Source organism: Nocardioides zeae (genome assembly GCF_010686755.1).
Lineage (GTDB): Bacteria > Actinomycetota > Actinomycetes > Propionibacteriales > Nocardioidaceae > Nocardioides > Nocardioides zeae.
On record NZ_JAAGXA010000010.1, the window covers coordinates 50,849 to 71,236 of the forward strand.

General features: G+C 73.4%; 20 protein-coding genes and 1 riboswitch. Of the genes, 16 read left to right on the plus strand and 4 right to left on the minus strand.

Annotated elements, in window-relative coordinates; translation table 11 throughout:
* Positions 1-143: 143 nt before the first annotated feature.
* Together G3T38_RS14570 and G3T38_RS14575 are read left to right on the plus strand one after the other, a co-directional pair.
* The gene (locus G3T38_RS14570; RefSeq protein WP_163773054.1) at positions 144-1,982 is read left to right on the plus strand and encodes a DUF3556 domain-containing protein; all 1,839 of its coding nucleotides are present in this window, start codon (positions 144-146) and stop codon (positions 1,980-1,982) included.
* Positions 1,979-3,409, plus strand: a complete 1,431-nt coding sequence (locus G3T38_RS14575) for an FAD-dependent oxidoreductase (protein WP_163773055.1) — start codon at positions 1,979-1,981, stop codon at positions 3,407-3,409. The genes G3T38_RS14570 and G3T38_RS14575 overlap by 4 nt, the downstream gene beginning before the upstream one ends.
* 19 nt (positions 3,410-3,428) lie before the next feature.
* On the opposite strand, the gene G3T38_RS14580 is transcribed toward G3T38_RS14575, so the two are convergent.
* Complete coding sequence (locus G3T38_RS14580) at positions 3,429-4,871, minus strand: alpha,alpha-trehalose-phosphate synthase (UDP-forming) (protein ID WP_338037669.1); 1,443 nt, start codon at positions 4,869-4,871, stop codon at positions 3,429-3,431.
* A gap of 153 nt (positions 4,872-5,024) precedes the next feature.
* Here G3T38_RS14580 and G3T38_RS14585 point away from each other — a divergent pair, with 153 nt between their 5' ends.
* From G3T38_RS14585 to groL, 8 genes are all read left to right on the plus strand, one after another.
* Entirely contained in the window at positions 5,025-5,327 is a 303-nt protein-coding gene (locus tag G3T38_RS14585) for a DUF3263 domain-containing protein (RefSeq protein WP_163773057.1), read from the plus strand.
* A complete protein-coding gene (locus G3T38_RS14590; protein WP_338037670.1) occupies positions 5,324-5,863 on the plus strand; it encodes a LytR C-terminal domain-containing protein in 540 nt (179 codons plus the stop codon). Before G3T38_RS14585 ends, G3T38_RS14590 begins: the two co-directional genes overlap by 4 nt.
* A 76-nt stretch (positions 5,864-5,939) precedes the next feature.
* Complete coding sequence (gene otsB / locus G3T38_RS14595) at positions 5,940-6,785, plus strand: trehalose-phosphatase (protein WP_163773058.1); 846 nt, start codon at positions 5,940-5,942, stop codon at positions 6,783-6,785.
* 126 nt (positions 6,786-6,911) lie between these two features.
* A riboswitch (SAM riboswitch) is annotated at positions 6,912-7,049 on the plus strand.
* Between the two features lie 9 nt (positions 7,050-7,058).
* A complete protein-coding gene (gene thrC / locus G3T38_RS14600) occupies positions 7,059-8,363 on the plus strand; it encodes a threonine synthase (protein WP_163773059.1) in 1,305 nt (434 codons plus the stop codon).
* Positions 8,364-8,395: 32 nt separating this feature from the next.
* Entirely contained in the window at positions 8,396-8,671 is a 276-nt protein-coding gene (locus tag G3T38_RS14605) for a MoaD/ThiS family protein (RefSeq protein WP_163773060.1), read from the plus strand.
* Between the two features lie 195 nt (positions 8,672-8,866).
* A complete protein-coding gene (locus G3T38_RS14610; RefSeq protein WP_163773061.1) occupies positions 8,867-9,814 on the plus strand; it encodes an SGNH/GDSL hydrolase family protein in 948 nt (315 codons plus the stop codon).
* 37 nt (positions 9,815-9,851) lie between these two features.
* On the plus strand, positions 9,852-10,736 hold the full coding sequence (locus tag G3T38_RS22725; RefSeq protein ID WP_163773062.1) for an ATP-grasp domain-containing protein: 885 nt from the start codon (positions 9,852-9,854) through the stop codon (positions 10,734-10,736).
* A gap of 207 nt (positions 10,737-10,943) precedes the next feature.
* The gene (gene groL / locus G3T38_RS14620) at positions 10,944-12,572 is read left to right on the plus strand and encodes a chaperonin GroEL (protein ID WP_163773063.1); all 1,629 of its coding nucleotides are present in this window, start codon (positions 10,944-10,946) and stop codon (positions 12,570-12,572) included.
* A gap of 95 nt (positions 12,573-12,667) precedes the next feature.
* Here groL and G3T38_RS22730 read toward each other — a convergent pair whose 3' ends face one another.
* From G3T38_RS22730 to G3T38_RS14635, 3 genes are read right to left on the minus strand one after another with little or no spacing between them, the layout of a single operon-like run.
* A complete protein-coding gene (locus tag G3T38_RS22730) occupies positions 12,668-12,928 on the minus strand; it encodes a DUF3253 domain-containing protein (RefSeq protein WP_163773064.1) in 261 nt (86 codons plus the stop codon).
* A complete protein-coding gene (locus tag G3T38_RS22735) occupies positions 12,925-13,689 on the minus strand; it encodes a hypothetical protein (protein ID WP_163773065.1) in 765 nt (254 codons plus the stop codon). Before G3T38_RS22735 ends, G3T38_RS22730 begins: the two co-directional genes overlap by 4 nt.
* A gap of 59 nt (positions 13,690-13,748) precedes the next feature.
* Entirely contained in the window at positions 13,749-14,381 is a 633-nt protein-coding gene (locus tag G3T38_RS14635; protein ID WP_420846814.1) for an alpha-ketoglutarate-dependent dioxygenase AlkB, read from the minus strand.
* Between the two features lie 109 nt (positions 14,382-14,490).
* On the opposite strand from G3T38_RS14635, the gene G3T38_RS14640 reads away from it, so the two are divergent.
* The 6 genes from G3T38_RS14640 to G3T38_RS22740 all read left to right on the plus strand — a co-directional run bounded on the left by G3T38_RS14640 (position 14,491) and on the right by G3T38_RS22740 (position 20,112).
* Positions 14,491-15,264, plus strand: a complete 774-nt coding sequence (locus G3T38_RS14640) for an ABC transporter ATP-binding protein (protein ID WP_163773067.1) — start codon at positions 14,491-14,493, stop codon at positions 15,262-15,264.
* Positions 15,264-17,813: an ABC transporter permease gene (locus G3T38_RS14645; RefSeq protein ID WP_163773068.1), complete on the plus strand. Its 2,550-nt coding sequence runs from the start codon at positions 15,264-15,266 to the stop codon at positions 17,811-17,813. The genes G3T38_RS14640 and G3T38_RS14645 overlap by 1 nt, the downstream gene beginning before the upstream one ends.
* A 118-nt stretch (positions 17,814-17,931) precedes the next feature.
* Positions 17,932-18,648, plus strand: coding sequence for a UTRA domain-containing protein (locus tag G3T38_RS14650; protein ID WP_163773069.1), 717 nt, complete (start codon positions 17,932-17,934; stop codon positions 18,646-18,648).
* A 26-nt stretch (positions 18,649-18,674) separates the two neighbouring features.
* Entirely contained in the window at positions 18,675-19,226 is a 552-nt protein-coding gene (locus tag G3T38_RS14655; RefSeq protein WP_163773161.1) for a nucleotidyltransferase family protein, read from the plus strand.
* A 44-nt stretch (positions 19,227-19,270) separates the two neighbouring features.
* Positions 19,271-19,600: an STAS domain-containing protein gene (locus tag G3T38_RS14660; RefSeq protein ID WP_163773070.1), complete on the plus strand. Its 330-nt coding sequence runs from the start codon at positions 19,271-19,273 to the stop codon at positions 19,598-19,600.
* The gene (locus tag G3T38_RS22740) at positions 19,597-20,112 is read left to right on the plus strand and encodes an ATP-binding protein (RefSeq protein WP_163773071.1); all 516 of its coding nucleotides are present in this window, start codon (positions 19,597-19,599) and stop codon (positions 20,110-20,112) included. Before G3T38_RS14660 ends, G3T38_RS22740 begins: the two co-directional genes overlap by 4 nt.
* Positions 20,113-20,388 lie beyond the last annotated feature (276 nt).

Sequence of the window (20,388 nt, forward strand, 5' to 3'; positions counted from 1 at the left end):
GGTGACCCCGCGACGTACCGGCCCACCCTGTGACCTACCTAACGTCGGGGCATCCGCGGCGCCCCAGCCGCGACCCCCACCCAGCGACCCCCGTGCGGGTGCCCTCGGCACCCGTCGGTGGCGTGCGCACGAAAGGACCAGCCATGGGGTTCAAGACGGGAAGCTTTCCCCCGGTCGACCTCGAGACGTTCCTCGACCAGCCGCTCCTCGAGCGCACCCGGATCCTCGCCCTGCACTGGGTCGAGCACGGGTTCGGGTCGCCGAAGATGATCCCGACGATCTACGTGCTCAAGCTCGTGTTCCTCTACCTGGGTGCCGGCCTGACGCTCGTCACCCTCACCTCCGGGGTCGGGGCGCCGTGGGAGGTGGGTGCCTGGTGGGACCAGCCGATCGTCTACCAGAAGCTCATCTTCTGGACGATGCTGCTCGAGGTGCTCGGCGTCGCCGGCTCCTGGGGCCCCATCGCGGGCAAGTTCAAGCCGATGACCGGCGGTCTGCTCTTCTGGCTGCGCCCGCGCACGCTGCGGATGCCGCCGTGGCCCGGCAAGGTGCCCGGCACCGCCGGCGACGAGCGGACCGTGCTCGACGTGGTGCTCTACGCGCTGCTCCTCGTCGCGCTCGCCGTGCCGATCGCGCTGCCCGGCGTGCCCAGCGCCGCCCTCGAGGCCGTGCTGCCGGGCGTCGACTCCGGCCTGGTCGACCCGCGCTGGGCGATCGCGCCGATCGTGCTCGTGGTGCTCTGCGGCCTGCGGGACAAGACGATCTTCATCGCCGCCCGCTCCGAGCAGTACATCCCGCCGCTCCTCGCCTTCGCGGCCGTGCCCCTGCTCGGCTGGGCCGGCGGGAACGGCTTCGTCGACATGGTGCTGCTCCTCAAGCTCGCGGCCGCCTCGGTCTGGATCGGCGCCGGCTTCTCCAAGCTCGGCCGCCACTTCGAGAACGTGGTGCCGGCGATGACCTCGAACAACCCGTGCCTGCCCGGCACCGCGATCCGTCGCCTGAACTACCGCGACTTCCCGCGCGACATCCGGCCCTCCCGGCTCGCCAAGCTCATCGCCCACGTCGGCGGGACGACGCTCGAGATCGTGGTCCCGGTGGTGCTGCTCCTCAGCACGAACACCACGGTCACCCTCGTCGGGGTCGCCCTGATCGTGCTGCTGCACACGGTGATCCTGTCGATGTTCCCGCTGGCGGTGCCGCTGGAGTGGAACCTGCTGTTCGGGTACGCCGCGGTGTTCCTGTTCGTCGGGTTCCCGGCGGGCGACGGCTTCGCGCTGGCCGATGCGAGCAGCCCCTGGCTCGTGGTGGTCGCGCTGTGCGGCCTGTTCTTCTTCCCCGTCCTCGGCAACCTGCGCCCCGACCTGGTGGCGTTCACCCCGTCCATGCGCCAGTACGCCGGCAACTGGGCCTCCGCCCTGTGGGCCTTCCAGCCCGGGGCCGAGGACAAGCTCGACCGCATCGTGCGTCCCACCCGCAACCAGGTGCGCCAGCTCGAGGACATGGGCTACCCGCCCGTCGTCGCCGAGATCACGATGCAGCAGACGATCGCCTGGCGCGCCATGCACAGCCAGGGCCGCGGCCTCTTCTCGCTGCTCCTGCGGCACGTGCACGACGTCGACCGCGCGACCGTCCGGGAGGCGGAGTTCGCCTGCAACTCGGTGCTGGGCTTCAACTTCGGTGACGGCCACCTGCACGACCGGCGCCTGATCGCCGCCATCCAGCGGCGGTGCGGCTTCGAGCCCGGCGAGTTCGTCGTCGCGTGGGTGGAGTCGCAGCCGATCCACAAGGGCACCCAGCGCTACCAGGTCATCGACGCCGCCCTCGGCGTGGTCGAGGAGGGCACGTGGCGGGTGCGGGACGCGGTGGAGACGCAGCCGTGGCTGCCGGACGGCCCCATCCCGACGACCGTCACGTGGCGCCGCGAGGGTGGTGCCACCCCGGTCGCCCCGGCGCCGATGGCCCCGAGCGGGGCGCCCTCGTGACGACGGCCGTCGTGGTCGGCAGCGGGCCCAACGGGCTCGCTGCCGCCCTCACGCTGGCCGCCGCCGGGGTGGAGGTCGTCGTCCACGAGGCGGCCACCACCCCCGGCGGCGGGGCGCGCTCCGCGGAGCTGACGCTGCCGGGCCTGCTCCACGACGAGTGCTCGGGGTTCCACCCCTTCGCCACCGACTCGGTGTTCGCCCGCGCGGTCGACCTGGGCGCGCACGGGCTGGAGTGGGCCTGGCCCGACGTGCAGTACGCCCACCCGCTCGACGGCGGCCGGGGCGCTGCGGCGGTGCGCTCGGTGGCGGAGACGGCGCGGGCGCTCGGGGCCGACGAGCGCCGCTGGGCGGGCTTCCTCGGCCCGGTCGTGGACCGGTTCGACACGATCGCGGAGGAGTTCCTGCAGCCGCTGCTGCACGTGCCGCGGCACCCGCTCGACCTGGCGAGGCTCGGGTTGCGGGCGCCCCTGCCCGCTGCGGCGACGGCACGGTTGTTCCGCACCGACGAGGCGCGGGCGCTCTGGGCGGGACTGGCGGCGCACGGCTTCACCTCGTTCGGCACGCCGCTCTCGTCCGCGATCGGCACGGCGCTGGGCGCGGCCGCGCACCGCTACGGGTGGCCCGTCGCCCGCGGCGGTTCGCGGGCGATCGTCGACGCCGCGCTCGGGCTCCTCGACCGGCTCGGCGGCCGCGTCGAGCTCGGCTCGCGCGTCGAGGACCTGCGGGACCTCGGGCCGGCGGACGTGGTCATGCTCGACACCGCCCCGGCGGTGGCGGCCCGGATCGGGGAGCACGTGCTGCCGGCGGGCACGCTGCGGGCCTACCGGCGCTTCCGTCACGGGCCGGCGGCCTTCCAGCTCGCGCTCGCGGTGGAGGGCGGGCTGCCGTGGACCTACGAGCCCGCGACCCGGGCCGGCACGGTGCACGTCGCGGGCAGCTACGCGGAGACGGCCCGGGCGGAGCGGCTGGTCAGCCGCGGCATCATGCCGGAGCGCCCGTTCGTGCTCCTCGGGCAGCAGCACGTCGCCGACCCGTCGCGGGGCCGCGACGGGATCGTCCCCGTCGACTGCTACGCCCACGTGCCGCACGGGTTCACGGGCGACGCGACCGAGGCCGTCCTCGCCCAGGTGGAGCGCTTCGCACCCGGGGCGCGGGAGCGGATCCTGGCGGTGGTGCCGCGCTCACCGCTCGCGATCGAGGCCCACAACCCCAACTTCGTCGGGGGTGACATCGTCACCGGCCTCAAGAGCCCCGTGCAGCTCCTGCTGGGTCCGCGTCGGCACCCCGACCCGTACGCCACGGGCGCCGACGGGATCTACCTGTGCTCGGCGGCGGTGCCGCCCGGCCCGGGCGCCCACGGGGTGGGCGGCCACCTGGCCGCGCTGGCCGCGCTCCGCCGGCTGCGGGTCGGTCCGGCTGTCGGGTGACCCCGCCGGCCCGGCGGGGTCAGGACTTGCGCGCGGGTCGCAGCGGCTTGCCGTGGTCGGGGCGGGTCGCGGCGAGCTCCTCGAGGAAGTGGTCGGCCCAGAAGGCGACGTCCTTCTCCCGCACCGTGCGCCGCATCGCCTTCATGCGACGGTTCAGGTCCTTGGGGTCGGCCTCGTACGCCGCGAGCAGGGCCTGCTTCATGCCGTTGATGTCGTAGGGGTTGACGAGCCAGGCCTGCCGCAGCTCCTCCGCCGCCCCGGCGAACTCGGAGAGCACGAGCGCCCCGTCGTTGTCGAAGCGGCACGCGACGTACTCCTTGGCCACCAGGTTCATGCCGTCGCGGTACGGCGTCACGACCATGACGTCGGCCGCGCGGTAGAGGGCGGCCATCTCCTCGCGCGGGTAGGACGAGTGGAGGTAGGAGATCGCCGGGCGACCGATGCGGCCGAGGTCGCCGTTGATGCGTCCCACGAGCCGGTCGATGTCGTCGCGGAGGATGCGGTACTGCTCCACCCGCTCGCGCGAGGGGGTGGCGACCTGCACGAAGACCGCGTCCTCGACACCGAAGTGCCCGTCGGCGATGAGCTCCGAGAAGGCGCGGAGCCGGGCGTAGATGCCCTTCGTGTAGTCGAGGCGGTCGATGCCGAGGAAGATCTTGGCCGGGTTGCCGAGGGCCTCGCGGATGGCGCGGGCGCGGCGCTCCACCGCCTCCGAGCGGGCCAGCTCCTCGAAGCCCGCCGTGTCGATGCTGATGGGGAAGGCGGCGGCCTTCACGGTGCGGCCGTCGGGCAGGTAGACCATGTCGCGGTGCGTCTTGTGGCCCACGCGCTGGCGCACGAGACGGATGAAGTTCTGGGCGGCGCCCGGGAGCTGGAAGCCGACGAGGTCGGCGCCCAGCAGGCCCTCGAGCACCTGGCGCCGCCACGGCAGCTGCTGGAAGAGCTCGGTGGGCGGGAACGGGATGTGCAGGTAGAACCCGATGCGCAGGTCGGGTCGCAGGTCGCGCAGCATCCGGGGGACGAGCTGCAGCTGGTAGTCCTGGACCCACACGGTCGCGTTCTTCGAGGCCACCTCCGCTGCGGCCGCGGCGAAGCGCTCGTTGACCTTCACGTAGGAGTCGAACCACTCGCGGTGGAACTCGGGCTTGGCGACCACGTCGTGGTAGAGCGGCCAGAGGGTGGAGTTGGAGAAGCCCTCGTAGAACTCCTCGACCTCCTCGGCGCTGAGGCCCACGGGGACGAGCTGCATGCCGTCCTCGACGAAGGGCTCGAGGTCGTCGTGGCCGGCGATGCCGGGCCAGCCGATCCAGGCGCCGTCCGCCGAGCGCATCACCGGTTCGAGCGCGCTCACGAGCCCGCCGGGGGAGCGACGCCACCCGCGGCTGCCGTCGGGGTTGGTCGTGCGGTCGACGGGAAGTCGGTTCGCGACGATGACCAGGTCTGCCGTGCCGGTGCGAGCCACGGCGCCCACCCTAGTGCGTCGGCGGAGGCGCCACGCCACGCCGCGCGACGAATGACACTGCTGTGATTCGGCGCGTACCATCGAGGGCGATGTCACCCGCCGGCGCGTCCGGAAGCCGCCAGCGGGACCGTATCCTCCGAGGGAGTCCTGACCATGGATGCCGCGAACGCCGTCGCCGCCGATGCGCGGAACACCCCCGGGAGCACTGCCTTGTCCGAGCGCGACCTCGACGTCCTCGAGTTCGAGCGGCACTGGTGGAAGTACGCCGGCGCGAAGGAGCAGGCCATCCGCGAGAAGTTCGCGATGAGCTCGACGCGCTACTACCAAGTGCTCAACGCGCTCATCGACTCTCCCGACGCCCTGGCCGCCGACCCGCTGCTCGTCCGGCGCCTGCGCCGCCTCCGCGCCGCGCGCCAGCGGCAGCGCTCGGCCCGACGCCTCGGCTTCGACGCGTGAGGGCCGCGATGTCGCAGCGCGCGGGCGCGCGCCGTACCGGGGACCAGCGGGGCGCGGCCTACCCGGCGCCCCTCGTGGCGCTGAGCGTCGTCGCGGTCGTGATGGCCGCCCTGGCCTTCGCCTTCACCGGTGGCGACGACGGCGACGAGGAGATCCGCTCGGCGGCGGCCCCGGCCGCGACCTCGACGACGGAGGCCCCGGCGACGGAGGAGCCCGCGCCCACGGCGCCGCCGACCACGGAGGAGCCCGAGGTCGACAAGTCGCAGACGGTGGTGGAGGTCTACAACAACTCCGGGATCAGCGGCCTCGCGTCGCGCACGGGGGAGACCGCCTCCGCGGCCGGCTGGCAGGTCGTCGGCTCCGACAACTGGGTGGGGACGATCCCGAGCTCGACGGTCTACTACCCGGAGCGTCTCGAGGCCCAGGCCCAGCTGCTCGCCGACGACCTCGGCATCGCGCGCCTCATGCCGGCCGTCGACCCCATGCGGGGCGACCGGCTGACGGTGATCCTGACGTCGGACTACTCGGCCTCCTGAGACCTCCCTCACCGCGGTGCCACGGTGAGGGTCGTCCGTGCGGCGGAACGGCGTCGCGCGTGCTTCGATAGGCGCCATGCAGTTCACCTCGGCGGAGGCATCGCGCCGCTACGACGAGCTCGTCCACGTCGCGGCGCGCTCCGTGATCGCGCTCGACTTCGACGGCACCCTGTCGCCGATCGTCGACGACCCCTCCGCCGCACACATCCACGACGAGGCCCCCGGGGTGCTCGTCGACCTGGCCGTGCACGTCCGCGCCCTCGCCGTCGTGACCGGCCGCCCCGCGCGCCAGGTGCTCGCGCTCGGCGGGCTCGACGAGGTGGGCGAGCTGGTGCACGACGCGGGCAGCGACCTCTACGTGTTCGGGCAGTACGGCAACGAGCGCTGGGACACGCAGGACCGCCGCGTGCGCTCCCCGCGCCCGCCGCAGGGGCTGGCGTCGTTCCTCCTCGGGCTGCCGAAGGTGCTGCGCACGGCGAAGGCCGAGGACGCGTACGTCGAGGAGAAGGGCCTCGCGATCGCCGTCCACACCCGGCGGCTCGAGGACCCGCAGGCCGCCTACGACCGCCTGCTGCCCCTCGTGACCGAGCTGGCGGCGGCGCACGACCTCGGTGTCGAGCCGGGCCGCAACGTCATCGAGGTGCGGTCACCGGGCATGCACAAGGGCGAGGCCGTGAAGATCCTCGTGCGCGAGACGCGGGCCGGCGGCTTCCTGTTCGGCGGTGACGACCTCGGCGACGTCGAGGCGTTCCACGCCGTGGCCGAGCTGCGCAGCCAGGGCCTGCCGACGCTGCTCGTGGCCTCGGCCTCCGAGGAGCAGAGCGCCCTCGCCGAGCTGGCCGACGTCGTCGTCGACGGCCCCGACGGGGTGCTCGACCTGCTGCGCCGCCTCACGGCCGACGCCGCCTCCGTGCGCACCTGACCCGCGGCGTACCCCTGCTGTCGGGGGAAGGCTCCCCCCGTCGCCGATCTCACGATGTGGAGCACTGTCCCACATGGCGGGATCCAGATTAGGACCCCGCGGTGACGTCCTCCTAACCTGACGCACAGCTCATCGAGAGGGACTGAGGGAACGGCCCGTCGACGTCCCGGCAACCGCCACGAACTCCCCGCCGCACCATTGCGGCGGTCGTGGAAACGGTGCCAAATCCGCCCACGGCGACCGTCGCCGCGGGGAAGATGAGGAGGAGGACTCATGAGCACGTCTGTCGTCGAGACCAGCCCCGCCCCCGCCGAGAACGCCGAGGCCAAGCCCGGCCACGGTCTCCGGGAGGGCGCGTTCGGCAACGCCACGGCCCTCGCCTGTCGCGAGTGCGGCCACCAGGTGGACCTCGGTCCCTTCTACGCCTGTCCCGAGTGCTTCGGTCCCCTCGAGGTCGCCTACGCCTTCCCCACGGTGACCCGCGCGGAGATCGAGGCCGGCCCGCGCAACATCTGGCGCTACAAGGCGCTGCTGCCGGTGCCGACCGACATCGAGACCAGCCCCAACACGGAGCCCGGGTTCACCCGCCTGCTCGAGGCGACGAACCTCGCCGCCACGCTCGGCCTCGAGAAGCTGTGGGTGAAGGACGACTCGACCAACCCCACCAACTCGTTCAAGGACCGGGTCGTGGCCTGCGCCCTGAGTGCCGCCCGCGAGCTGGGCAGCCGCGTCTTCGCGTGCCCCTCGACCGGCAACCTGGCCAACGCCGTCGCCGCGGCCGGTGCTCGCGCCGGCATCAAGACCGTCGTGTTCATCCCCAGCAACCTCGAGACGCCGAAGGTCGTCAACTCGGCCGTCTTCACCGACTCGCTCGTCGCGGTCGAGGGCAACTACGACGACGTCAACAAGCTCGCCTCCGAGATCGCGGGCGAGGAGGACGGCTGGGCGTTCGTCAACGTCAACGTGCGGCCGTTCTACGCCGAGGGCTCCAAGACGCTCGGCTACGAGATCGCCGAGCAGCTCGGCTGGCGCCTGCCCGACCAGGTCGTCATCCCCGTCGCCTCGGGCTCGCAGCTCACCAAGGTCGACAAGGCCTTCCAGGAGCTGATCACGCTGGGTCTCGTCGAGGACAAGCCCTACAAGATCTTCGGCGCCCAGGCCACGGGCTGCTCGCCGGTGTCGGCCGCGTTCAAGGACGGCAAGAAGGTCGTGCGCCCGGTCAAGCCGGACACCATCGCGAAGTCGCTCGCCATCGGCAACCCGGCGGACGGCCCCTACGTGCTCGACGTCTGCCGTCGCACCGGCGGTGTCGTCGAGGACATCAGCGACGACGAGGTGCGCGAGGCCATCGTGCTGCTCGCCCGCACCGAGGGCATCTTCACGGAGACCGCGGGCGGCACCACCGTCGGCGTCCTCAAGAAGCTCGTCGAGACCGGCCAGCTCGACACCTCGCTCGAGACCGTCGTCATCAACACCGGCCACGGCCTCAAGACGCTCGACGCCGTCGCCGACCGGGTCGCGCCCGCCGCGACCATCGCGCCGACGTACGCCGCGTTCGCCGCCACCGGTCTCGCCTGACCGTCCCCGCCCCGTCGAAGTCGAGGTACCCCGTGTCGATCTCCGTCCGCATCCCGACCATCCTGCGCACCTACACGGGCGGCGCGTCCGAGGTCGAGGCCTCCGGCGCGACCCTGGCCGAGGTCATCGACGACCTCGAGGCCCACCACCCGGGCATCAAGGCACGCGTGCTCGACGACGACGGCGACCTGCGCCGGTTCGTCAACGTGTACGTCGGCAACGAGGACGTGCGGTTCCTCGACGACCTCGCCACCCCCACCGCCCCCGGCGCGCAGGTCTCGATCATCCCGGCCGTCGCCGGAGGCTGATCGGCGGCCGACACTTTCCCCGGTCGACCGGGGAAAGTGTCACTTCGCGCATCAAATTTGATGGTCGAAGCGGCGTGTTCCCCGGTCGACCGGGGAAAGTGCCAGGGCCCGGTCCCACCAACCGTCGCGGCCAGGGCGACCGGGGTTGGCGTGCTGTTCACCTCGTGCTCGTGCTGGTCGGGCATTCAGGACCGCATGTCTGCAACGTCGAAGGCGCGCGCGGCCCTGGCCGTCGCGACCGCTGCTGGTGGGGTCGGTGTCGCTGTCGGGTACGGCGGGAGGTCGATCCTCAAGCGCCAGGCCGCCACGGCGCGGCGCCTCATCGGGAAGCCGCTGGGCGAGCAGGCGCTCGACGCCGACAAGATCTACAAGAAGCGGTACGGCGGCCCCCCGGTCGAGCTCCTCGTCCTCGGCGACTCGATCGCGGCGGGCCTCGGGGCGGAGGTGCCGGGCGACACGTTCGGTGCCCGGCTCGCCAAGCACGTCGCGCGCAGCACCGAACGGCCCGTCCGGCTCCGCACCGCGGCGCGCGTCGGGGCCGAGTCGAGCATGCTGGCGGAGCAGGTGGGGGCGCTCCCGGCGACGTACGCCGCGGACGTCGCCGTCGTCGTCGTCGGCGGCAACGACGTGACGCACCGCGTGCCCCTCGCGGAGTCGGCGCGCCACCTGCGCGAGACGATCGAGGCGTTGTCCGCCCGCGGGACGCGGGTGGTGGTGGGCACGTGCCCCGACCTCGGCGCGTTGCGGCCGGTGCCCCAGCCGCTGCGGTCGCTGGGGTCGCGGGCGTCGCGGCAGCTCGCCGCCGCGCAGCGGGAGGCCGCCCTGCGTGCGGGGGCGTGGGCGGTGTCGCTGGCCGACGTCGTCGGCCCGTTCTTCATCACCAACCCCGACGAGATGTTCAGCCTCGACCGGTTCCACCCGAGTGCCGCGGGCTACAAGCGGACGGCCAAGGCGGTGCTGCCCTCGGTGCTCGCCGCGCTGGGCGAGGTCGACGCCGTGCCGTTCGGCCACCACGCGCCCGCGGTCGCGGAGGAGGCGCCGACGGAGCGCCCCCACCTGCGCGCGATGCCGGACGTCGGCCACGACGACTGGGGCATCGACGACCAGGTCGACGGCGGCGGCTTCGACCGTCGCGAGGCCTGAGACGACGACGCTGGCGCCGACACCTAACCTCGATCGGGTGACCTCCTCCGCGCGCCCCGGCGCCTCTCCCCGCCCGCGGGTCCTCCTCGCCACTTTCCAGCTGGTGCCGGACGGCGAGGACGGCGGCGACCTGCTCCTCGCCGCGCTCGAGCAGCGGGGCATCGACGCGGCCTGGGCCGTCTGGGACGACCCGGCCGTCGACTGGTCGGCCGCCGACCTCGTCGCGGTGCGCTCGACGTGGGACTACCACCGGCGGCTCCCGGAGTTCCTGGCGTGGGCCCGCCGCACGGCGTCCCTCACCCGCGTCCTCAACGGCCCGGACGTGTTCGCGTGGAACGCGGACAAGTCCTACCTGGTCGGGCTCGGCGAGCTCGTGCCGACGGTGCCGACCCGCACGCTCGGCGACGCCACCCTCCTGCCCGTGCTCCGCGAGGCGACGGCCGCGTGGGGCTCGGTCGTCGTCAAGCCCGCGACGAGCGCCGGCGGGCTGGGGGTGGTCGTGGTGGACGCCGTCGACGACCAACGCCTCGCCGGGCTCGGCCCCGCCCCCTGGGTGGTGCAGCCCCTCGTCGCGTCGGTCCGCACCGAGGGCGAGATCTCCGTCTTCGTGCTCGACGGCACGGCCGTGCTGCAGGTCGACAAGGTGCCGGCGGGCGACGAGATCCGGGTCCACGAGCACTTCGGGGGCTCCTCCCGCGCCGTACCGCTCGACCCCGACCTCGCCGCCACGGCGGTCGCGGCCGTCGGCGCGGCCGAGGAGCTCGGGGGACGACGGCTCGACTACGCGCGGATCGACCTCCTGCGCCACGAGGGTCGCTGGGCGGTGAGCGAGGTCGAGGCGATCGAGCCGGGTCTCTACCTCGACGTGGCGCCGCCGATGGCGGGGCACTTCGCCGACCTGGTGGCGGCGCGCGTCGGGTGACGGGCTGCTTGCACTCGCAGGGGGCGAGTGCTAAACATGACGCTGGCACTCTCCTCGTGAGAGTGACAACGAACGTGCAGCAACCCGGCTCGGTGGGGTCGAGGTCAGCAGCGACGGCGGGAAGGGTCCGCCGGTCGGTCTGATCGTCCGTCGCGGGCGACCACCCGGGCTTGTCCACTCTCCAGCAGACAAGGAATCGCAGGAGACATGTCGAAGCTCATTGCTTTCAACGAGGAGGCCCGGCGCGGTCTCGAGCGCGGGATGAACACCCTCGCCGACGCCGTCAAGGTCACTCTCGGCCCCAAGGGCCGCAACGTCGTGCTCGAGAAGAAGTGGGGTGCCCCCACGATCACCAACGACGGTGTGAGCATCGCCAAGGAGATCGAGCTGGAGGACCCCTACGAGCGCATCGGCGCCGAGCTCGTCAAGGAGGTCGCGAAGAAGACCGACGACGTCGCCGGTGACGGCACGACGACGGCCACGGTCCTCGCGCAGGCGCTGGTCCGCGAGGGCCTCCGCAACGTCGCCGCGGGCTCCAACCCGATCGCGCTCAAGCGGGGCATCGAGGCGGCCGTCGCCGCCGTGTCCGAGCAGCTGCTCAACCTCGCGAAGGACATCGAGACCAAGGAGCAGATCGCTGCCACGGCCGCGATCTCCGCCGCTGACGCCACGGTCGGCGACATCATCGCCGAGGCGATGGACAAGGTCGGCAAGGAAGGCGTCATCACCGTCGAGGAGTCGAACACCTTCGGCATCGACCTCGAGCTCACCGAGGGCATGCGGTTCGACAAGGGCTACATCTCGGCCTACTTCGCCACCGACATGGAGCGCATGGAGGCCGTCCTCGAGGACGCCTACCTGCTGCTCGTCGAGGGCAAGATCTCGAACGTCAAGGACCTGCTGCCGCTCCTGGAGAAGGTCATCCAGACCGGCAAGCCGCTCCTCATCATCGCCGAGGACGTCGACGGCGAGGCGCTGTCGACCCTGGTCGTCAACAAGATCCGTGGCACCTTCAAGTCGGTCGCCGTCAAGGCCCCCGGCTTCGGCGACCGCCGCAAGGCCATGCTGCAGGACATCGCGATCCTCACGGGCGGCCAGGTCATCTCCGAGACGGTCGGCCTCTCCCTCGAGACCGCCGGCATCGAGCTGCTCGGCCAGGCCCGCAAGGTCGTCGTCACGAAGGACGAGACCACGATCGTCGAGGGCGCCGGCGACGGCGACCAGATCAACGGTCGCGTGAACCAGATCCGCGCGGAGATCGAGAACTCGGACTCCGACTACGACCGCGAGAAGCTCCAGGAGCGCCTCGCCAAGCTGGCCGGCGGCGTGGCCGTCATCAAGGTCGGCGCGGCCACCGAGGTCGAGCTCAAGGAGCGCAAGCACCGCATCGAGGACGCGGTGCGCAACGCCAAGGCGGCCGTCGAGGAGGGCATCGTCGCCGGTGGCGGCGTGGCGCTCGTCCAGGCCGGCGCGGTCGCGTTCGACAAGCTCGACCTGTCGGGCGACGAGGCCACCGGTGCCAACATCGTGAAGCTCGCGATCGAGGCCCCGCTCAAGCAGATCGCGGTCAACGCCGGCCTCGAGGGCGGCGTCGTGGCGGAGAAGGTGCGCAACCTGACCCCCGGTCACGGTCTCAACGCAGCCACGGGCGAGTACGTCGACCTGGTCGCGCAGGGCATCATCGACCCGGCCAAGGTGACGCGCTCCGCGCTGCAGAACGCCGCCTCCATCGCGGCGCTCTTCCTCACCACCGAGGCCGTCGTGGCCGACAAGCCGGAGAAGGCGGCCGCCGGCGGCGGCGACCCGACCGGTGGCATGGGCGGCATGGACTTCTGAGTCCCGCCCGCCGTTGGACGAACGCGAGGCCCCCGCTCTTCGGAGCGGGGGCCTCGTGCCGTTCAGCGGGTCGGGGGGCCGGTCGGGGGTGCCGGTCAGGGGCGCCGGCGCACGCGGATCGGTCCCCGAGCACGGGCCAGGTCCACGACCGCGCCGCCCTGGGTCACGTCGACCTCGTCCCGCTCGACGAGTCGACCGACCGCGGCGCGCACCGGGTCCATGAGCTCCCGCCACTCCTGCCCCTCCGCGGCGACCGCCCGCGCCACCTCGGACGGGCAGATCGTGGCGCCCTCGGCGCGCCGGTCCAGCAGGTCGAGGACGGCGCGCTCGAGGCCGTCGGCGTCGGGGGTGCTCACGCCTCCAGCATGCCGCGCGGGGTGGAGGCCGTCGCCGCGGCGCGTACGGCGCGGTGCCACGCCTCCACGTCGGCGAAGCGCACCCGGGCCAGTCGCACGGCTCCGGGGTGGAAGCGCAGGCGCGGGGCGTACGCGAGCTCGCAGCGGGCGCCCAGGTACTCCTCCGTGCCGAGGGTGTGCGCGCTGTAGAAGAGCGCGAGCCGGGAGGTGAGGCTCACGGCCTGGCTCTCGGCCACCACCACCCAGAACCCGTCGGCGATGGCGCCGTCCCGGCGCATCTCGAACACGCGGGGTCGCGCCCACCCCAGCTCGAGGTCGTGGCGGTGGTGCGCCTCGCGCGGGCCGAGCAGCAGGGCGACCTCCCCGTCGGCGATCACGTCGATCGCGCAGGTGGACCGCGTCGCCAGCCGCACGTCGAGCGCGGCGTCCCCGACCCACGCGGCGAGGTCGTCGGCGGGGACGTCCTCGACGGGCAGGGACCCGTCGGCGACCAGCACCCCGAGGCAGTGGTCGTCCACCGCGCCACCGAGCCGCACCATCAGCTCCCAGCGCACCCGTTCCGCGTCGTCGCGGTTGCGCCGGTGGAACGGCACGGGGGCCGTCTGCACCACGACGTCGTGGCGGGGATCGTGCCCGTCGGGGGTCTCGTCCTCCGGGTAGAAGACGCCGGAGTCGGCGAAGGCGCTGTGGTCGACGAACGTGCCGATGCGCGCGTCGTCCTCGTCGAGGCGCGCGGTCTGGTCCTGCTGGGGTTCCTGCACGCCGAGGATGGTACGGATCCCGCGCGGCCCGGCGCGGCCCATTTCCCGGCGGCGCCCGGTCAGAACACCCCGGCCGGACGGAACTGCACCGAGAGCCGGGGCCCGGCGTGGGCCACCTTCGGCACGGCGTGCTCCCAGGTGCGTTGACAGGAGCCGCCCATGACCACGAGGTCGCCGTGGCCCATCGTGACCGCGATCGACGCGCCGCCACCCCGGGGACGCAGCGCGAGCCGCCGCGGGTCGCCGACCGAGACGATCGCGACCATCGTGTCGTGGGTCGAGCCGCGACCGATCGTGTCGCCGTGCCACGCCACCGAGTCGGACCCGTCGCGGTAGAAGCAGCACCCGGCCGTCGTGAAGGGCTCGCCGAGCTCGTCGGCGTAGTGCGCCGACAGCGCGTCGCGCGCCTCCTCGAGCGCCGTGTGCGGGAGGGGCTCGCCCGCGCCGTACGTGTGGAGGAGGCGGGGGACGTCGACCACCCGCTCGTACATCTGACGCCGCTCCGCCCGCCACGGCACGCGTCGGACGAGGGCCTCCATCACGTCGTCGGAGAGCGCCCCGAGCCAGTCGCGACGCACGTCGATCCAGGCGCCGTGCGCCAGCGCGCGCCGCTCGACGTGCGGGGCCAGCGGGGCCAGGTGACCGGCCTCCGGCCCCGGATCCGTCGCGAAGAGGGTGCCCTGGAAGTCCACCCCGCCACCGTAGTCGAACACGTGTGCGACCGCCAGGGGTCGTCCCCAGGGTGGGGACCGGGGACGTCCCCGGTGGTGGACCGTGGGTGCGGGGTGCCACAGTCGTGGCATGACCGACGATCCCGGCGCCGCCGTCCTCGCGGCGGCCAGCGTGCGCGACCTGGTGAAGACGTACGGCGCGGGACAGGCCCGCGTCCGCGCGCTCGACGGCGTGAGCCTCGACCTCGGGCAGGGCGAGTTCACGGCCGTCATGGGCCCCAGCGGCTCCGGCAAGTCGACGTTGATGCACTGCTGCGCGGGGTTGGACACCGCGGACAGCGGGTCCGTCCGGATCGGCGACACCGAGCTGTCGCGGTTGAAGGACAAGGAGCTGACGCGCCTGCGCCGGGACCGGATCGGCTTCGTCTTCCAGTCGTTCAACCTCGTGCCGACGCTGACGGCGGAGGAGAACATCCGGCTCCCGCTCTCCATCGCCGGTCGTCGGGCCGAGCCCGGCGTGTTCGAGTCGGTGGTCGAGACGGTGGGCCTGGGGCCGCGCCTCTCCCACCGTCCCAGCGAGCTCTCGGGCGGCCAGCAGCAGCGCGTCGCGGTCGCGCGGGCGCTGGTCAGCCGGCCCGACATCGTCTTCGCCGACGAGCCCACGGGCAACCTCGACTCGCGCTCGGGTGCGGAGGTGCTCACGCTCCTGCGGCGCAGCGTCGACGAGATCGGCCAGACCGTCGTCATGGTCACCCACGACCCGGTGGCGGCGGCGTACACGGACCGCGTGGTCTTCCTCGCCGACGGGCGCGTGGTCGACGAGCTGCGGCGGCCCGACCGCGACCAGGTGCTCGCGGTCATGACCCGCATGACCGACGCCGTGCTCCCGGACGGCACCCCCTGATGCTGCGCGCGACCTGGAAGAGCCTGCTGGGGCGCAAGGTGCGCCTCGTGATGAGCACGTTCGCGATCGTGCTCGGCGTCGCCTTCGTGTGCGGCTCCCTCATGTTCTCCGACACCCTCGAGCGCTCGTTCACCTCGCTGTTCTCCGCGACTGTCGGCGACGTCGTCGTGCGGCCGGAGATCGGCACGTCCTTCGGTGCGGCCGACGGGTCGTCGCGCACGGTGCCGGCCTCGCTCGTCGACGAGCTGGCCGCCCTGCCGGAGGCGTCGCGGGCGGACGGCAACGTGAGCGCCCCGGGCGTCTTCGTCATCGGCGACGACGGCAAGGTCGTGGGCGGTCAGGGGGCGCCGGGCCTGCTGCAGGGGTTCAACGACGCCCCGGCGGCCGGCGGTGCCGAGGGGCTCCACGTCGTGGAGGGCCGCGCGCCCTCGGGGTTCACGGAGGTGGCGCTCGACGAGAAGACCGCGGAGCGGGCGGGCTACGGGATCGGGGACGCCGTCCGCCTCGTCAGCCCCGTCGCGGAGGGCGAGCTGACGCCGACGCTCGTCGGTCTCGTCGCCCTGGGCGGGGACGCCTCCCTCAACGGCGCCACCCTGACCGTGGTCGACATGGCGACGGCGCAGCAGGTGTTCCTCCGGGGAGAGGACGCCTACACCGACGTCTGGGTGCGCGCCGCCGACGGGGTGTCGCAGGAGGAGCTGCGGGACGCCGTCGCGCCGCTGCTGCCCGACGGCGTCGAGGCGGTGACGGGCGACGACGCGGCCGACGAGTCGGCGTCGCTGCTGCTGGAGGCCATCTCGTTCCTCACGACCTTCCTGCTCATCTTCGCGGGCATCGCCCTCGTGGTGGGCGGGTTCCTCATCGTCAACACGTTCTCGATGCTCGTCGCCCAGCGCAGTCGGGAGCTGGCGCTCCTGCGCGCCCTCGGAGCGTCCCGGCGCCAGGTGGTGCGCTCGGTGCAGCTCGAGGCGTTCGTGGTCGGCCTGCTCGGGTCCGTGCTGGGCCTCGGGCTCGGCGTGCTCCTGGCGATCGGGATCCGGGCCGTCTTCGCCCGCGTCGGGCTCGACCTCGGCTCCCAGCCCCTCGTGCTCGAGCCCCGCACGGTCGTGGCGGCCTTCGCGGTGGGGATCGTCGTCACGATGGTCGCGGCGTGGGGACCGGCCCGGCGGACGACCCGCATCGCGCCGGTCGAGGCCCTGCGCGACGACGTGGCGCTGCCGGAGACGACGATCCGGCGACGCATGCTCCTCGGCGCCGCGCTCGTCGTGGGCGGCGCGGGCGCCCTCGTGGCCGGGCTCGTGGCCGACGTGCCCCGCGCCGGCTGGTGGGTGGGGCTGGGCGTCCTCGCGGTCCTGCTCGGCGTGGCGGCGGCCAGCCCCGTCATCGGCCGTCCGGTCCTCGTGGCCGCCCACGCGGCGTACCGGCGGCTCTTCGGCACCGTCGGCAACCTCGCCGGGCTGAACGCGCTGCGCAACCCGCGGCGCACGGCGGCGACCGCGTCCGCCCTGATGATCGGCCTGACGCTCGCCACGACGATGGCGATCCTGGGCGACTCGGCGAAGGCCTCGGTGGACCGCACGATCGAGCAGACCTTCCCCGGCGACTTCGTCGTGAGCAACCAGGTGGGCGAGGGGTTCTCGACCGGCATCGGCGACGCGATGGGCGAGGTGGAGGGCGTGGCGTCGGTGGTGCGGGTCCGCTACGGGCTCGCCGAGACCGGCGACCGCCCCCGCCGCCTGGGTGGCGTCGACCCGTCCACCTTCCGCGCGCTCGACGTCGGGACGGTCTCCGGGGACGTCGGCGACCTGGTGGACGGCACCGCGGTCGTCGACGAGGACTACGCCGACGACGAGGGCATCGGCGTCGGGGACGACCTCGTCGTGGCGACGGTCGCGGGGGAGCGGCGTCTGCCGGTGGTGGCCGTGGTGGAGCCGGGATCGGTGCTGCCGTCGATCGCGACGACGACGGCCACGCTGCTGGACGCGGGTTACCGCGACCTCGACAACACCCTCGTCGTCGAGGCCGTGGCGGACCCGCCCGGCGGGCTCGACGGGCTGCAGGACCGGCTCGAGCAGGCGGCGGGCGACAACCCGCTGGTCACGGTGAAGGACCAGGCGGAGTACGCCGCGGAGCAGCGCGCCCCCATCGACCGGCTGGTGCTCGTCGTGTTCGCGCTGCTGGGCCTCGCGCTCGTCATCGCCGTCCTCGGCATCGTCAACACGCTCGCGCTCTCGGTCGTCGAGCGCACGCGGGAGGTCGGCCTGCTGCGGGCGGTCGGGCTCGGGCGGGGCCAGCTGCGCTGGATGATCACGCTGGAGGCGGTCGTGATCGCGGCGCTCGGCGCGGTGCTCGGCCTCGTGCTCGGCACCACGTTCGGCCTCGCGCTGATGCGCACGCTGCGCGAGGAGGGGCTCGAGGTGATCAGCGTGCCCACGGGCCAGCTGGCCGGGTTCGCGGCCGCCGCGCTGGTGGTGGGGGTGCTCGCGGCGGCCCTGCCCGCGCGCCGCGCGGCCCGCCTCGACGTGCTCTCCGCGGTCAGCACGGAGTGACGCAGCGCTGGTCTGGTCCGCCCAGCGCTCCGTTGGGCGCACGCCCTATTCATCTGGTAAGGGAAAGTTCTCCGCAATTGCGAGACAACCCAACCGCACATTCCCTACCGTGTGGCTCGTGGAGAACGCCGTCGCGATCGCTCGCGAACCCCTGAAGCACGTCCAGGTGCGGGAGTACGTCCGCGAGCTCGTGAGCGACGCGGAACCCGGCACCCCGGCCCCCTCCGAGCGTGAGCTCGTGCAGGTGTTCGGCGTCGCGCGGATGACCGTCCGCCAGGCGATGGACACCCTCGTCGCCGAGGGCCTGCTGGAGCGCATCCCCGGTCGGGGCACGTTCGTGGCGAAGCCGCGCAACGAGGTCGGCCGGCTCCTCAGCTACACGGCGGAGATGCAGCGCCGCGGCCTGCACGCCGAGTCCCAGACGATCCTCGCCCGTCGGGAGCAGGCAGGGCCGGGCGTCGCCCGCGCCCTCGAGCTGACCGAGGGCGACGCGGTCATCCACTGGAAGCGCCTGCGTCGTGCCGACGGCCAGCCCATGTGCGTGGAGGACGCCTACCTCAACGAGGTGCTGCTGCCCGGCTTCCTGCAGAGCGGCATGCCGACGAGCCTCTACCAGGCGCTCGCGATGCGCGGCCTGCGTCCGACGTGGGCCGAGGACTCCATCACGGCCGACGTCCCCACCGCGGAGGAGGCCCAGGCGCTGGAGATCGCCATGGGCACCCCGGTGCTCCGCGTCGCCCGCCGGGCCGTCGCCGACGACCGCGTCGTCGAGGTGTCGCGCTCGGTCTACCGCAGCGACCGGTTCACGCTCTACGTCCAGCTCGGTGACAGCTGATCGCTCCGCTCCCCGGCCCTGACGGCCTGTCCGACGTCGACGGTCTCCTCCTCGCGGCCGGCGCGGGTCGCCGCATGGGGCGTCCCAAGGCCCTCGTCGACGACTGGCTCCCGCGGTCGCTGCGCGCGCTCCGCGACGGCGGCTGCCGGCGTCTGACGGTGGTGATCGGAGCGGCGGCCGACGAGGTCCGCCCGCTCGTGCCCGTCGACGTGGCGGTCGTCGTGGCCGACGACTGGGCCGACGGCATGGGCGCCTCCCTGCGGGCCGGCCTCGGCGCCCTGTCGGACGACAGCCCGGGGGTGCTCGTCCACCTCGTCGACCTGCCCGACGTGGGCGCTGCGGTGGTACGTCGCGTGCTCGGCGCCTGGTCGGGCCCGACGACCCTCGCCCGCGCCTCCTACGGCCCCCCGGGCTCGGCCGAGCCCGGCCATCCCGTCCTGCTCGGCGCGGCGCACGTCGCGGGCGTGCGGGCCTCGGCCGCGGGGGACCGGGGGGCGCGGCGCTACCTGGCGGACCGCGACGTACGGCTCGTCGACTGCGCCGACCTCGCCTCCGGACGCGACGTCGACCGACGCTGAGAGGCGCACTGCCTCCCGGTAGGTGACCGGCGTAGGCTCGCGGCATGTCCGCTCCCACGTTCGTCGTCTCCGCCGAACCGGGACGGGTGGTGCTGAGCGGTGACATCGACGCGTTCGACATCGACGACCTGCTCGTCGTGCTCACCCGCGCCAGCGACGAGCACCGGCGCGACCTGCTCCTCGACCTCAGCGAGGTCACCTTCCTGCCCAGCCTCGTCATCGGCGCCCTGGCGCGGGCACGGGCCGACGCCACGCGCAACGGGACGGCGGTGACGCTCCTCGTGCGCGAGCGGACCGTGCCCCACCGGGTGCTGCACGTGTGCGGCATTCCGTTCGAGACGGCCACGAGCGCCGCGGTCGAGGGCGCCTCGTGACCGCGGCCCGGGGCGCCACGGAGGCGCGGGAGGCCGACTGGTCCGACCTCGACCTGCCCCACGGGCCCGAGGCCGGACCGCAGGCGCGTCATGCGCTGCGGACCGCGTTCGAGGAGGCGGTGACCGAGGCCATGGACGCCTGGGACGGTCCCCGGGACGACCAGGGACAGCCGTCCGAGTGCCCCATCGGCATGGACGCCGCCCAGGACCTCCTCCAGGACGTCCTCATCGTGGCGGGCGAGCTCGTGCTCAACGCCGTCGACCACGGACGTCCGGGCATGCTCGGCACCGTGCGCCTGTCGTGGCGGTGGAAGGGGGGCCGGGTCTACCTGCGCGTGCTCGACGCCGGGTACGACCCCGAGTTCGCCGACGGCCCGCCCGGGCTCGGCGCGCCCGAGTCGATCCGCGGACGCGGCCTCTTCATGGTCGACGCGATCTGCGAGGAGTGGTCGGTGGAGACCGACCCGATCACCGAGACCACGCAGGTCACGGCCTGCCTCGGCATCGCCTGACGGTCCGCGTGCCTGCGGGCCTGCTCCGTCGGGCCGTGCTCGCGGCGTACCGGGTGCCACGTCCTGCGGAACGGACGCAATGCGAGGAGCGGTCTGGAAGCATCCGTTCCGCAGAACAGGCTGCGGTGCCCCTGACCTCGGCCGCGCCCGGTGCCGCGCCCGGGTGGCACGAACTGTGCGGATGGTGCGGGTCCGCCGCGGCCGGGGCTGTCCCAGGCGCACACTTCTGACGGTCGGTGGCCGCCGACCTCGGGTTCTGGCCCGTCGTCTCCGGCT

What these genes read in the sequence shown, in the direction of transcription:
- G3T38_RS14570 (WP_163773054.1), top strand. Translation starts at nt 144, where the DNA reads ATGGGGTTCAAGACGGGAAGCTTTCCCCCGGTCGACCTCGAGACGTTC.
- G3T38_RS14585 (WP_163773057.1), top strand. Translation starts at nt 5,025, where the DNA reads ATGGATGCCGCGAACGCCGTCGCCGCCGATGCGCGGAACACCCCCGGG.
- otsB (WP_163773058.1), top strand. Translation starts at nt 5,940, where the DNA reads ATGCAGTTCACCTCGGCGGAGGCATCGCGCCGCTACGACGAGCTCGTC.
- thrC (WP_163773059.1), top strand. Translation starts at nt 7,059, where the DNA reads ATGAGCACGTCTGTCGTCGAGACCAGCCCCGCCCCCGCCGAGAACGCC.
- G3T38_RS14610 (WP_163773061.1), top strand. Translation starts at nt 8,867, where the DNA reads ATGTCTGCAACGTCGAAGGCGCGCGCGGCCCTGGCCGTCGCGACCGCT.
- groL (WP_163773063.1), top strand. Translation starts at nt 10,944, where the DNA reads ATGTCGAAGCTCATTGCTTTCAACGAGGAGGCCCGGCGCGGTCTCGAG.
- G3T38_RS14640 (WP_163773067.1), top strand. Translation starts at nt 14,491, where the DNA reads ATGACCGACGATCCCGGCGCCGCCGTCCTCGCGGCGGCCAGCGTGCGC.
- G3T38_RS14645 (WP_163773068.1), top strand. Translation starts at nt 15,264, where the DNA reads ATGCTGCGCGCGACCTGGAAGAGCCTGCTGGGGCGCAAGGTGCGCCTC.
- G3T38_RS14660 (WP_163773070.1), top strand. Translation starts at nt 19,271, where the DNA reads ATGTCCGCTCCCACGTTCGTCGTCTCCGCCGAACCGGGACGGGTGGTG.